Source organism: Arthrobacter sp. KNU40, from assembly GCF_051515115.1.
Taxonomy (GTDB): domain Bacteria; phylum Actinomycetota; class Actinomycetes; order Actinomycetales; family Micrococcaceae; genus Arthrobacter.
Genome location: NZ_CP195850.1, coordinates 4,735,035 through 4,747,694, shown reverse-complemented (window position 1 = coordinate 4,747,694; position 12,660 = coordinate 4,735,035). Strand labels below are relative to the sequence as shown.

Here is a 12,660-nt window from a genome sequence, read left to right as displayed (position 1 = left end):
ACCCGTTGAGCCTTGGTCCATATGATCCGAATTGGGGCTTTCGTTGTCCAAAACACAATCGTTCGGAATCCCGTGGGGATTGCGAAGCGTCAAGGCGTTTCACGCGGAGACGCATCGGATTTATTTACTGCGGCTGAGACTTCGCTGGACCGGGGATTCGGGGTAATCCGGCGCACGCCGAAGTCGCGCAATCAAGTTATGGGATGCAGACATGAAATTGACGAGTCGCCAGCCCCTCATGAGGGGCTCAACAGATCCAGCACCGCGGCTTCCCGCGAAAATCAGGCCAATGAGCCGGTGGTTCGCCGCGGGCAGCGTTGCGGCTGTCATGGCCAGCTTCCTGGTGGGCGTTGTCGTCGCGGCGCCTGCACAGGCGGCAACTCCTCCGGTCATCACCTTGACGTTTGACGACGCCAACGGAGACCAAGTGGCTGCTGCCCAGATTCTTAACGGAGCTGGTCTGAAAGGGACGTTCTTCACGCCTTCCGGTTACTTGGATGCGAACGGCTATATGACGAAGGCCCAAGCCTTGGCAATCCAGGCGGCCGGGAACGAGATCGGTGGCCACACTGTGACCCACCCGGACCTGGCCCAGATGGGACCGGACGAGGTCAAGCGCCAAATCTGCAATGACCGCGTGAATCTAACCAACATGGGTTTCCGGATTACAAGCTTCGCCTATCCGTTCGCTTCGCTGACACCCGCGGTAGAGCAGACGGTGAAAGATTGCGGTTTCAATAGTGCGCGCAGTTTGGGCGATCTCGAAAGCAAAGTGCCCGGCTCAGCAGGTCTCGGATTTGCCGAGACAATTCCGCCAGCGGACCCGTGGCTCACTAAGGCCCCCGATGAGGTGGACAACACCTGGACATTGCTGGACCTGCAGAACCTCGTCACGAAAGCACAGCCTGGCGGCGGATGGGTTCAGATCACGTTCCACCACATCGGCACGGGCATTGATCCGACCACCGGCATTGCTGACCCCTTGACGGTAACCACAGCCCTCTTCACCCAGTTTGTACAGTGGCTAGCGGGGCAACAGACGTCAGGGCTTGCGTCCGTCAAGACCGTTGACCAGGTGATCGGCGGGGCAGTGCAGCCGCTCGTCAACGGCCCGGCTGCGCCGCCGCCGCAGACTAGCGGTAACCTCGCCAAGAACCCGAGCCTGGAAACGGCAGGGCCTGCCGCGACAGGGCTACCACAGTGCTGGGCGGCTGGCGGATACGGAACCAACACGCGAACCTTCACCTCGGTCACTCCGGGCCATACCGGGAATGTCGCTGAGCAAATGGTCATAACCGGGTATGCCACCGGCGACGGCAAGCTTCTACCGACTCTTGATCTGGGCGAATGCGCCCCAAGTGCAATACCTGGCCACGTGTACACGATGTCTGCGTGGTTCAAGTCCACCGCTCCAACCCAGTTTGAGGTGTATTACCGCACGGGATTGGGCACGTGGAGCTATTGGGACGCCGGTCCCCAAGTCCTTGCCGCTGGTAACTGGACCCAGATTACGTGGACAACTAAGGCTGTGCCCGCTGGTGCGACGGCCATCAGTATGGGGCTGAACCTGAAAGCTAACGGGACTCTGGTGACGGACGATTACACGCTCACAGACACAGGCGCGGGGGCCGATGCCGCAATTGCGGCTGCGGCTGCTGGGCCTCCGAGTATCGGCACCGCCACCGGAGCAATGGTTTGTGGCCTGGCCGCAGGCGGCTGCTACCAGTACTTCCAGGGCGGCGTGGTGCACTGGTCAACCGCGACCGGGGCACACGTCACGAAGGGCGCCATCGACGCGGCTTGGGCTGCAACGAATTGGGAGAACGGTATTCTGGGCTATCCGACCAGCAATGAGATTGGCGGGCTTAAGAACGGGGGCGTCTACCAGACGTTCCAGGGCGGCGTGATCCACTGGTCTGCTGCAACGGGAGCCCATTTCACCAGGGGCGCCATTGATGCGGCGTGGGCGGCCCAGAATTGGGAGAACGGGTTCCTCGGCTATCCGACCAGCAATGAGATCGGCGGGCTTAAGAACGGCGGCGCCTACCAGACGTTCCAGGGCGGCGTGATCCACTGGTCTGCTGCAACGGGAGCCCATATCACCAGGGGCGCCATTGATGCGGCGTGGGCGGCCCAGAATTGGGAGAACGGGTTCCTCGGCTATCCGAGCAGCAATGAGACCAGCGGGCTGAAGAATGGCGGCGTTTACCAGAACTTCCAAGGTGGAGTCATCTACTGGTCCCCAGCCACCGGTGCCTTCCCCAACGGCGGAGCCATTCGCGTAGCCTACGCTTCCCAGGGTTGGGAGAACGGTCGCCTTGGTTACCCGACCACCACCGAGTACGCGGTTTCGGGCGGAAGAGCGCAGAACTTCCAAGGAGGACACATCACCTGGTCGGCGACTACAAACGCAACCACCATTACCTACAACTGAGATTGAACGCACGCGGACGCCGGCCCTGCCGGCGTCCGCACCCTTGAACCGGCAGGGGGCGTAGCGGCAGACTGCATCTCTGACGCACGCCCCCTGCCGCTGCCTGCTGCGGAGGACTAGCCTCCGCTCATCGTTTCTCAGGGGTCGAAAGCCCTACTCGATCCCCGCGAACAGCTCGTTGAGCTCGGCCGTCAGCTGTTTGCGCATTGCCGGGGTACCGATCTCCCTGCCGTCCACATGGTTGACCGGCGCAATGAGCCGGATGCTCGAGATCAGCCACACAGCATCGGCGTCGAACAGGTCTTCCGGGACCAGGGGCCCGTAGCCGAGCTCCCAGCCCGCGGCCTTCGCCTTGGTGAACAGCGCGTCCTGGGACGTGCCCGGGAGGATCCCGCTGTCCAGTTGCGGAGTGATGAGGCGCTTGACCGTGCGTACCGAGCCGGCGCCGTCGTCGACGGTTTCAACGTGGGCCAGCAACACCGTGGACGTCGGGCCCTCCAGAACACGGCCGTCTGTTGAGGTGAAGATGGCGTCGTCCGCGCCTTGCTTGTGCGCGTAGCGCAGCGCGGCCATGTTCACGGCGTAGGAGAGCGTCTTGGCGCCGAGCAGCAGCCAGGGGGCGCGGTCGCCCGCTTCAGTGTCGAAGCCACGGTCAAGAAGTACGACGTCGATGCCCGTCTCGCGCTGCCGGCGGCTGCCCGCGGGGGACGGCGAAGCCTGGATCCAGCATGTGGGAGTCGAGGCGCCTTCCACTCCGCGCGTCACCAGAAGCTTCACGACGACTTCGTCCTCGGCTGGGCTTGGCGCGGGGAAGGCGTCCCGGAATTCGGTGATCGCGGTGTCGATCGCGCGGCGCCAGACGTCCTGTTCGGGAATGTTGAGGTCCAGTGCGCGGGCTGAGCTCTCAAGCCTGTTCAGGTGCGCTTGCACCTTGCGAGCACGGCCCTCGACGGCGAGCAGCGACTCGAAGACGCCGTCACCCCGGGTGGCGCCCAGGTCGGTTGCCATGAGCTGCGGCTGGTTGGAATCGGCGACGCGGCCGTTTTCGAACTTTGGATCCAGGAAAACGAGGACCGTCGAGGCAGGTAAAGTCATGCTTCCAGCTTAGTGCTGGCCCACAGGACGAGCAGTCGGGAGCGTTGCGCCAGATAGGCTGGGCTGACTGTTGGTTCTTTGATTAGCTATTCGATCGTGGGGGTGTGGGGTGCTGTTTCCTTTTCAGTTCGGGACAGAGTGGACTTGGCTCCTCGGCGCGTGGGCCATCGTTGAGATCGTCTTGCGCGTCGTGCTGCTGGGCGTCATCCCCGGAAACCGCCGCCCCACGACGGCCATGGCGTGGCTCCTCGCCGTCTTCCTCGTTCCGTCCGTCGGTTTCGTCCTGTTCCTGTTGTTCGGCAATTTCCGCTTGTCCCGCCGTCGTCGGGAGCAGCAGGAGCAAGTCAACGATCGGGTGCGTGCAGGCACTTCGGCGCTCGCCGACGTCGTAAGCACATACTCGGGACCCGAATGGGTGACGTCGGCCGGTGAACTGAACCGGCGCCTGGGTTCCTTGCCGATGGTGGACGGTAACTCCGTGGAGCTGTTCCCCGGCTACGAGGAGTCGATCAAGGCCATGGCGGAAGCGGTCCGGGGGGCCAAGAAGTTCGTCAATGCGGAGTTCTACATCATGAGCAGTGACTCCGTCACGGACGAGCTCCTCACCGAGTTGGAAAACGCGGCAGCGCGCGGCGTCAGCGTCCGCCTTCTGTTCGATCACATCGGCACGCTGCGGATCCCCGGCTACCGGAGGCTGGTCCGTAGGCTCAGCAGCGGCCAGATCCAGTGGCGCCGCATGTTGCCGCTGCTGCCCATCCACGGACAGTGGCGCCGTCCGGATTTGCGGAACCACCGTAAAATCCTGGTGATCGACGGCGAAATTGCCTTCACGGGCTCGCAGAACCTGATCGAGCCCTCTTACAACAACCCCAAGCACCGGCGCGCCGGGCGTAAATGGGTGGAACTCATGGCGCGGATGGAGGGGCCGATCGTTGCTACCCTCAACGTCGTCTTCGCTACCGACTGGCTCAGCGAAACCGATGAATCCCTGGAAAACCAACTGCAGGTCGCGGTCCAGGCAACACCCGGCCGAATGACGGCCCAAGTGGTTCCCAGCGGCCCGGGGTTCGTCACGGAAAACAACCTGCGCCTGTTCAATACACTGATTTACTCGGCCCAGCACCGCATCTCAATTTGCAGCCCGTACTTCGTGCCCGACGATTCCCTGCTGTACGCCATTACGACGGCGGCCCAGCGTGGCGTCGACGTGGAACTTTTCGTCTCCGAGAAGGGCGACCAGTTCCTGGTCCACCATGCCCAGCGCTCCTACTACGAGGCGCTGCTGGAAGCCGGGGTGCGGATCTACCTGTACCGCGCGCCGTACGTCCTGCACGCCAAGCACTTCACCATCGACGAAGAAGTGGCCGTCCTAGGCTCCAGCAATATGGACATGCGCTCCTTCTCGCTCAACATGGAGGTGTCCGTGATGCTCCTGGGCGCCGAAGCTGTGGACAGCATGCGCTCCGTTGAATCGAGTTACCGGGAAATGTGCCGCGAGCTGACCCTGCAGGGCTGGTTGCACCGGCCGATGCTTGCCAAATATGTGGACAACGTGGCGCGGCTGACGGCGACCCTGCAGTAGGGACTCAGTCCTCGGCGCAGGCCTCGTCCGCGGGTTCGGCATGGACCCTCGACAGCAACCGATGGAGTTGCTGGAGCTCATCGGCGGAGAACCCCGCAAAGGCCTCCTGCTCGACGTCGGCCACCGCAACTTCAATCGACGCCACCGCGCGCTTGCCTTCCGCGGTGATTTCAACGATATGACGACGACGGTCGGCGGGATCGCGGCGTCGTTCCGCCAGCCCTTCGCGTTCGAGGTCGTTCAGGACCGCTACCAGTCCGCTCGCGTCGATGGAGAGAGCATCGATCAGGCCCTGCTGGCTGAGCGGCCCGGACTCCTCTAGCCGGCACAGCAACACGGCGTGCCTCGGGCTGAGCCCGGAGGAGTCGAGGGCTTGGCGGAGGCGCGTATTCATGATGCGCCCGTGGCGCGCCAAGAGGAACCCCAGTTGCTTTCCCGCTGCCGAAGAACTCATCAGCAAAATCTTATCACTGAGGAAATTATTGATCACCGGCAATCGTTGTCTTTCATAAACGATCTGAGCGGCACGAGCCGAGCAGCGTGAGCTTTCTACCTAAGGAGTTGCCATGAATGATCAGGCTCCGCACCCCACTGTGGTGGTTATCGGTGGAGGCTACGGTGGGATCTCCGTAGCAAAGGCCCTGGACGAACACGCGACGGTTACCTTGGTGGAGCCCAAGGACGCTTTCGTACACAACATCGCGGCCCTCCGATCGGTAGTCCAGCCCGATTTCCTGCCGCGGATGTTCCTTCCCTATGACCGCCTGCTGGTGCACGGCACGGTACTCCGGGACCGCGCGGTCCGGGTGGACGGGCACACGGTCGAGTTGGCCTCGGGTGCCAGCCTGGCACCGGACTACATGGTCCTCGCAAGCGGTTCCAGCTACCCGTTCCCGGCCAAGAGCGATCGAATGGTCACTTCCGACGCGATCGCCCGCTACCTGGCCGCACATGATGACCTCAAACGCGCCGACAGGGTGATGCTGCTGGGAGCCGGGGCTGTAGGCCTTGAATTTGCCGGCGAGATCGCGGCGGCATGGCCGGAGAAGGACATCGTGATGGTGGATGTGGCGCCGGACATCCTGCCGGGGCCGTACGATCCACGGCTGCGGATTGAGGTCAACCGGCAGCTGGATGAACTCGGCGTACGGCGGATCCTGGGGAATCCGTTGGTCCAGTTGCCGCCCGTTCCCGCGGGCGAATTCGCCACCTTTACCGTGAACACCGCGGACGGTACGGACATCCAGGCGGACATTTGGTTCCGCTGCTATGGAATAGCCCCGCAGACGGACTATGTGGCGGGAGACCTCCTGGCCGCACGGACTGCCGAGGGCTACCTGGACGTCACCCCCGAACTCCGCGTCGCGGGCTTCGAGAACGTCTACGCCTTGGGCGACATTTCGGCGATCGACGTGAACAAAGCCGGCGTCGCGGGACGCGAGGCCGTGGTGGTTGCCAAGAACATCCAAGCCCAGATTGAGGGCACGGCGGAACTGTCCGCTTACGCGCCGTCGAAGCCGGTCATCATCCTTCCCCTGGGGCCCTCCGGCGGTTCGGGCCAACTGCCCGACGGTGAGATCGCCAGCCCGGAGCTGATCTCCCAGATCAAGGGCCAACACATGATGATCGACCGCTATGTCGAAATGTTGAATCTCGGCGCATAAGTTGACCGCTTACGCCGACTGCTAGCCGAGGACGGCGTTGACGAGTTTGACGAGGTCCGCCGCGGAGTCGGCAGTGACAGCGGTGCCCATCTTAATCGCCGTGGCCCCGAGATTGCCTTTCACGCCGGTCACGGTCAGTGTGGTCATCTTCTGGCCGGAGGGCAGGACCTGGGTGCTCAACGCTCCCGTCGACTGATCGCCGGTGGTCTTTTGCGGCAACGGCTGGGTCTGGGTCGTGACCTTCTGCCCTCCTACCTCGATCGTGAAGGTCGAACACTGAGCCAGCGCATCAGTGGCCTTCTTTGTCTGACCGGTCAGCACGCTGGGGTCCTTCACCGCCAGGGCAGTGATCACTGTGACGGACTTATCCGCGGCCGAAATGCTCTGCCCAGCGGCATACGTCGCCCCCTCCGGGACCTGCGCGCTGTTGTTCGCCAGGGCTGCGCATGCCGGGGGAGTGATGACGGCGGACGCGAGCATCTGCTTCGCCGCGCTCATGCCCTGGTCTATCTGCGCAGCAGGCACCACGGTCAACGGCTTGCCCTGGTCATCTTTCAACTGCGCGACGATCGATGCGAGTTCCTCGTTTGTGTACGTCTTCGGCGTAGGAGTCGGTGTTGGAGTAGGCGTTGGCGTCGAGGACGAAGCGGCTGCGCTTCCCGGATTTGCGGGACCTCCGCAGGCGGTCAAAGCCAGTACGGCAGCAAAGAGAATCCCGAGCGGTGCGAGCATTTTTTTCATTTGTAAACCCCAATTTTTATGGCGGCACGACCTTCCCGGGGATAACCGGTACAGCCTTGCCTCAACCGCCCGGCCGGTCATTCCCCGCACCGATCCGGGCAGTAGTGAATAGGATGGTTGCCACGGTACATAATCAGTAGGCTTCCTAAGTAGAGTGTTGTCTACTTGGATGCCGTGAGCAGGGTCAGTACTCGCCTTTGATCACGAAGAAAGAGCCGCGAATGACGCCTGCCAGCTTCGACTTCTGGCGAGCGAATTTGAAGCGTGACGCCAGTTCTTCCGGGATCTCCATGCCGTCGGCGAGTTTGAATCCGACCGCTCGCTTCCCGCCGGCCTCGATGCTGTACATGACGTTGATCGACAACCCGGACTCGTAGAAGACGTACGCCATCCGCAAGCCGTCGACGTCGAAGGCAGTTGCTTCCAGGGGGCGGGAGCTGATGACGATGTCACGCTCCTCTTTCAGGATGCGCCTCACGCGCTCGACGACTTCGGGGACCTCGCGGGCCGGGCTCACCGTGAAGACGTGGTCGTATTTGTTCCGGTAGTAGCGGCCCTCGTTGGCGCGCAACTCGGCAAGCGCCTCGGCAACTGGAGACGATTCCAGGCCAACGGTAGAAACGTTCTCGAAGTCAACGATGTACGGCATGCATCCTCCTAGTAAGACATGGTTGGACCAATGCTAACGTGACGGCGTTCCAGCGATCCCAAGGGGCTTTCCATCCAGGAGCAATGGGGCGATTCTGTAAGTCCAAGCATGTTTGGAAGCGTTCTTTGGAGGCATCATGGCGCGGAAAAACGAGTCCCCGGCTGTGCAGGCACCGCCTGAGCCCGGAGACGAATACCCTGAGAAAGTCCGAATCCTCGCCGAGGGCCGATTGGTCAGCGACAGGCTGTGGAATGCGGACCTCGCACCGGCCCGGGAACGCAACTGGAGAGTCCGCAGCCTCTTCGCCCTGTGGATGTGCGACGTCCACAGCATCGCCGGTTACACTTTTGCGGCCGGTCTCTTCATCACCGGCCTGGTCGGCTGGCAAGTCTTCCTGGCCCTGGTCCTCGGCATTACCCTGGTTTATTTCCTCATGAACTTTGCCGGGACGGCAGGGCAGAAGACCGGCGTACCGTATCCGGTCCTGGCGCGGATGTCTTTCGGCCTCTTCGGTGCCAACCTGGCCGCCCTGATCCGGGCACTTATCGCCATCGCGTGGTACGGCATCCAGACCTGGCTTGCTTCTGAAGCCGTGCTCGTTCTGCTGTTTTCTGTGTGGCCCCAGCTGACTTCGCTCGACGGTCCGGACGTGCCGCGCATCCTTGGCTTGACGCCGCTCGGCTGGGCGGCGTTCCTGGTCCTTTGGGCGGTCCAGCTGCTGGTCATCCGGCGCGGCATGGAGACGGTCCGGAAGTTCCAGGACTGGGCCGGTCCTGCCATCTGGGTGGCAATGTTCGCGCTCGCGGTCTACATCCTGACGCAAGCGGGCAACAAGTTCAGCCTCTCGATCCCCGGCGTCGCGCCTTTGGACGGCCCGGCGGCCCTGGCCCAGTTCTTCTCCGCCATCGCCCTCACAGTCACCTACTTCGCCGCGCTGCTCCTGAACTTCTGCGATTTCTCCAGGTTCGCACCGGACCGCAAGACCATCCTGCGCGGCAACTTCTGGGGCCTGCCCGTGAACTTCATCGCGTTTGCCCTTGTCACAGTGGTGGTCACAGCCGGTGCGGCGTCCTACTTCACCGCAGACCAGTACCGTGGCCAGGACATGTTCAAGGTCATCACCGATCCGGTGGCGATCGTCCAGGCGATCAAGAATCCGTGGATCACCATCATCGCCGCCGTCACGTTTGTGGTGGCCACGATCGGCATCAACGTGGTGGCCAACTTCGTTTCGGCCTCCTACGACCTCGCCAACGTGGCCCCGCACCGGATCGACTTCCGCCGTGGCGGACTTATCAGCGCGGTGCTCGCGATCGTGATCCTGCCTTGGAACCTCTTCAGCAGTCCCGTGGTGATCGTGTACTTCCTGGGTGGTCTGGGCGCGCTGCTCGGTCCGCTGTTCGGGGTCATCTTCACGGATTTCTTCCGCATCCGGCACCAGCGGTGCAAGGTCTCGGACCTGTACCACGAGGACGAGAAAGGCCTCTACTTCTACACCAAGGGCTGGAACCTCAAGGCCATTGCGGCGCTGGTCCCGGCCGCCGTCGTCGCAGGCGTTTTGGCGCTGGTCCCGGCACTGCAGAACTTCCTCCCGGGAGGCTCGGGCCTGGGTCCGTATTCATGGTTCGTGGGGGCGATCCTGGCCAGCCTGATCTACTACACGATCACCCGCAACGATCCCCGGACAGTCCGCGCCCGCACTGAGGAGCACGACTGATTCTCAGGTAGTGGGAAACTCCGCGCCCAGGGCCGAGAGCACGCCGAACGCCTTGGTACGGATTTCGTCATATTCGTCCTGGGGCGTCGAATCCGCCGTAATGGCACCTCCGACGCCGAGGCTGAGCGTGCGTCCGCCGTCGCCGTCGCGACCCATCACCAGAGTCCGGATCACGACGGCGAGGTCCGTCGCCGCGTTGAGCGAAAAGTACCCGATCGCGCCGGAGTAGACCCCGCGCGGTCCGGACTCCAAACCGTCAAGGATGTCCATGGTGCTGATCTTCGGGGCGCCCGTCATGGACCCGGCAGGGAACGCGGCCGCCACGGCCTCCGCCCGGGGTGCTCCGGGGCGCAGCCGGGCGTCGATGGTGCTCACCATCTGGTGCACCGTGGCATAGCTTTCCACCTCGCACAACCGGCTGACGGTCACTGACCCGGGCACCGCGAAATGGCTGAGGTCGTTGCGGAGCAGGTCCACGATCATGATGTTCTCGGCACGGTCCTTGAGCGAGGATTCAAGGGCACGCCGCAGGGCCTCGTCAATGGCGGGATCGTTGGCCCGGCCCCTCGTGCCCTTGATCGGCTCGGCCCGCATGCCGCCGTCGGAAGTTATCCGAAGGAAGCGCTCCGGCGAAGTACTCGCGACCGTCATATCGCCGAACCGCAAATAGCTCGCGAACGGCGCCGGGTTGCGTTTGCGCAGCGCGAGGTAGATCTCCCACGGGTCCATCCCGGGATCCGGAGCCGTCACTGTGGTGGTCAGGCAGACCTCGTACGTGTTGCCCTCGGCGATCTGGTGCTGGGCTTCAGTGATTTTGCTTTTGTAGTCGTCCTCGGTGTCGCGGCTGGAGAACTCGAGTGCCACTGTACGGCTCCCGGCGGCGGGATCCCCGGCCGAGTGCCTCGGCGCGCCCGCCGCTTGGGGTGCCGAGGCCGCGGACAGCACGGCCTCGCGCGCAATCCCAAGCCATTCGCCGGCGTCGGGAGCATCGATGGCGAGCAGCCAGACGGCACCGTCACGGTGGTCGATCACGACGGCCCGGCCCGCGAAAAGCAACGCCGCATCCGGAGTGCCGGCTTGGACATCGCTGCCACCGGTCTCCCGCTTCAATTCATAGCCGAGATAGCCCAACCAGCCGAGCGTGAATTCGCAGTCGTAGCCTTCCGGCGCCCTCAAGGCCTTGCGGCCCCACACGGTGTCCAGCCAGCGGAAGAAAGGACCGGTGGTCTCCACGGTGGCGCATCCGGCGCTGAGGTGGGTGGTTCCGGAGCTGTGCGTTACGGCTTGGCCGAAGGAGCCGCCGTCGTCCGCGAGGATACTGAAGCGGCTGCGTTCGGCGGCGTTGAAGGAAACGGCGTCGCCGGCTGTGTCCCTGTTGGAGGACGTGTTGGAGGAATCGAGCCAGACGGCGTTGGCGGACTCGGCGTAGAGAGCGTGGAACAGGGCAACGGCGTCCGGCGCGGCATCGATCCGTTCGGCCTTGAGCTGCAATCCGCGGCGCGCCGAGAGCTCGGGAGCCAGCACAGGGGAGAGCGTAGGGAGGTAGTTCAGCGCCTGCAGGGCGTCATCAGGGGCCTCGCCGTCCGCCCGGTTCAGCACCCGGACGTCGATGTGGTCGAGGACGTCGTCGGACTCGAGCCACTCGTCCTCCTGCGCCGCCCAGCTGTCCCAGAACGGTTCGTAGCTGCTGCCGTCCCGGGCCATTGCACGGTGCCGGCGGTCGTCGTCGGGAGCGTCTACCCAGACCACGGCGTCCAGCATGGGCCGGGCCGCACTCGCGGCGGCACCGACGCCCTCGACGATGACGATTTCGGCAGGCAGCGTCACATGGCTGCGGCCGTCGTAGTGTTTGTCCCAATCCCAACTGACCCACTCGGCGGCGTCGCCGTGCCGCAGCGGTGCCAGGACGGTGGTGACGTACCGCTCGACGCCCGCGGCAAGGCCGTTCCAGCCCGGATAGATGTCCTCAAGATGGAACAACGACACCTTGTGATGCATGCGTAGGCGGGCGGCGAGTTCGACGGCGAGAGTAGTCTTTCCCGCGCCGGACCGGCCATCGATGGCAATGATCACAGGTGCTGGGGTCATGAAATAGAGCGTACCTGCTGCGGGTCGTGCTGCTGTGCGTGCTGCCTCGCGGCAAGGGCTTCCCGCGTGTGCGCGACGATGCCAGGGACGGCCGCGCGAATGAGGTCCCAGGTCACGTCGAAGTCGTGGTGGCCCCCATACCAAGGATCCTCGACGCCAAGGTCCAGGGTGCTCCGGCCAACAACGGCTGGGTCGAAACTACGAAGCATCCGGATCTTGGCGAGTGTTTCCGAATCCGGGGCGGCCTCGTGCAGCCAGCCATAGTGATCCACGTCGAGGGCCAAAATCAGGTCCCGTTCCCGGAACCACTCCGGGCGCCAGATCCTGGCAATGTGACCCTCGGAGCGGATGCGGTGTGCCGACAAGACCCGGGCTGCGCGTGGATCGATGGGGTGCCCGGCTTCGTAGGACGTGGTTCCCGCGGAGTCCACAACAACCGCTCCACCCAGCCCTCCGGCGTCGAACGCTTCAGTCAACATCAGTTGCGCCATGGGTGAGCGGCAGATGTTTCCCGTGCATACGGTGATGATGCGGTATGGGCTCGACGCTGAGTACATGGAGCAAGCATGGGGGATGCCACCCTGTCTTGGCTAGTCAAAAAGGAAAGGAGATTACAGGATTTGTAAAGTCGCTGGGGGAGGCGTAAAAGGGCCTCGACTTCCTGCCGCTTTTGACCGCCGGTGACGCCGC

Annotated in this window: 10 protein-coding genes; 4 read left to right on the top strand and 6 right to left on the bottom strand. The window is 63.5% G+C overall.

What is annotated here, in order from left to right; genetic code table 11:
* Positions 1 to 289: 289 nt before the first annotated feature.
* The gene (locus tag ACSKT0_RS22080) at positions 290 to 2,434 is read left to right on the top strand and encodes a polysaccharide deacetylase family protein (protein ID WP_437771638.1); all 2,145 of its coding nucleotides are present in this window, start codon (positions 290 to 292) and stop codon (positions 2,432 to 2,434) included.
* 153 nt (positions 2,435 to 2,587) lie between these two features.
* Here the strand turns inward: ACSKT0_RS22080 and ACSKT0_RS22075 are convergent, their stop codons facing one another.
* The gene (locus tag ACSKT0_RS22075; protein ID WP_437771637.1) at positions 2,588 to 3,529 is read right to left on the bottom strand and encodes an aminodeoxychorismate lyase; all 942 of its coding nucleotides are present in this window, start codon (positions 3,527 to 3,529) and stop codon (positions 2,588 to 2,590) included.
* 109 nt (positions 3,530 to 3,638) lie between these two features.
* Here ACSKT0_RS22075 and cls point away from each other — a divergent pair, with 109 nt between their 5' ends.
* Positions 3,639 to 5,111 (top strand): cardiolipin synthase, encoded by a 1,473-nt coding sequence (cls, locus tag ACSKT0_RS22070; RefSeq protein WP_437771636.1) that lies wholly within the window; start codon positions 3,639 to 3,641, stop codon positions 5,109 to 5,111.
* Positions 5,112 to 5,115: 4 nt separating this feature from the next.
* Here the strand turns inward: cls and ACSKT0_RS22065 are convergent, their stop codons facing one another.
* On the bottom strand, positions 5,116 to 5,565 hold the full coding sequence (locus ACSKT0_RS22065; RefSeq protein ID WP_437771635.1) for a MarR family winged helix-turn-helix transcriptional regulator: 450 nt from the start codon (positions 5,563 to 5,565) through the stop codon (positions 5,116 to 5,118).
* 112 nt (positions 5,566 to 5,677) lie between these two features.
* On the opposite strand from ACSKT0_RS22065, the gene ACSKT0_RS22060 reads away from it, so the two are divergent.
* Positions 5,678 to 6,775, top strand: coding sequence for an FAD-dependent oxidoreductase (locus tag ACSKT0_RS22060; protein WP_437771634.1), 1,098 nt, complete (start codon positions 5,678 to 5,680; stop codon positions 6,773 to 6,775).
* Between the two features lie 21 nt (positions 6,776 to 6,796).
* On the opposite strand, the gene ACSKT0_RS22055 is transcribed toward ACSKT0_RS22060, so the two are convergent.
* A complete protein-coding gene (locus ACSKT0_RS22055) occupies positions 6,797 to 7,516 on the bottom strand; it encodes a hypothetical protein (RefSeq protein ID WP_437771633.1) in 720 nt (239 codons plus the stop codon).
* 184 nt (positions 7,517 to 7,700) lie between these two features.
* On the bottom strand, positions 7,701 to 8,165 hold the full coding sequence (locus ACSKT0_RS22050; protein WP_437771632.1) for a phage tail protein: 465 nt from the start codon (positions 8,163 to 8,165) through the stop codon (positions 7,701 to 7,703).
* 136 nt (positions 8,166 to 8,301) lie between these two features.
* Between ACSKT0_RS22050 and ACSKT0_RS22045 the strand changes: the two genes are divergently transcribed.
* On the top strand, positions 8,302 to 9,882 hold the full coding sequence (locus ACSKT0_RS22045; protein WP_437771631.1) for an NCS1 family nucleobase:cation symporter-1: 1,581 nt from the start codon (positions 8,302 to 8,304) through the stop codon (positions 9,880 to 9,882).
* Between the two features lie 3 nt (positions 9,883 to 9,885).
* Here the strand turns inward: ACSKT0_RS22045 and pabB are convergent, their stop codons facing one another.
* Together pabB and ACSKT0_RS22035 are read right to left on the bottom strand one after the other, a co-directional pair.
* Complete coding sequence (gene pabB, locus ACSKT0_RS22040; RefSeq protein WP_437771630.1) at positions 9,886 to 11,970, bottom strand: aminodeoxychorismate synthase component I; 2,085 nt, start codon at positions 11,968 to 11,970, stop codon at positions 9,886 to 9,888.
* Positions 11,967 to 12,527 (bottom strand): low molecular weight protein-tyrosine-phosphatase, encoded by a 561-nt coding sequence (locus ACSKT0_RS22035; RefSeq protein WP_437771629.1) that lies wholly within the window; start codon positions 12,525 to 12,527, stop codon positions 11,967 to 11,969. The genes pabB and ACSKT0_RS22035 overlap by 4 nt, the downstream gene beginning before the upstream one ends.
* Positions 12,528 to 12,660: the final 133 nt, after the last annotated feature.

Excerpts from the sequence above, each read along its gene's own strand:
- ACSKT0_RS22080 (WP_437771638.1), top strand. The coding sequence starts at position 290 with ATGAGCCGGTGGTTCGCCGCGGGCAGCGTTGCGGCTGTCATGGCCAGC.
- ACSKT0_RS22075 (WP_437771637.1), bottom strand. The coding sequence starts at position 3,529 with ATGACTTTACCTGCCTCGACGGTCCTCGTTTTCCTGGATCCAAAGTTC.
- ACSKT0_RS22065 (WP_437771635.1), bottom strand. The coding sequence starts at position 5,565 with ATGAGTTCTTCGGCAGCGGGAAAGCAACTGGGGTTCCTCTTGGCGCGC.
- ACSKT0_RS22060 (WP_437771634.1), top strand. The coding sequence starts at position 5,678 with ATGAATGATCAGGCTCCGCACCCCACTGTGGTGGTTATCGGTGGAGGC.
- ACSKT0_RS22055 (WP_437771633.1), bottom strand. The coding sequence starts at position 7,516 with ATGAAAAAAATGCTCGCACCGCTCGGGATTCTCTTTGCTGCCGTACTG.
- ACSKT0_RS22050 (WP_437771632.1), bottom strand. The coding sequence starts at position 8,165 with ATGCCGTACATCGTTGACTTCGAGAACGTTTCTACCGTTGGCCTGGAA.
- ACSKT0_RS22045 (WP_437771631.1), top strand. The coding sequence starts at position 8,302 with ATGGCGCGGAAAAACGAGTCCCCGGCTGTGCAGGCACCGCCTGAGCCC.
- pabB (WP_437771630.1), bottom strand. The coding sequence starts at position 11,970 with ATGACCCCAGCACCTGTGATCATTGCCATCGATGGCCGGTCCGGCGCG.
- ACSKT0_RS22035 (WP_437771629.1), bottom strand. The coding sequence starts at position 12,527 with ATGTACTCAGCGTCGAGCCCATACCGCATCATCACCGTATGCACGGGA.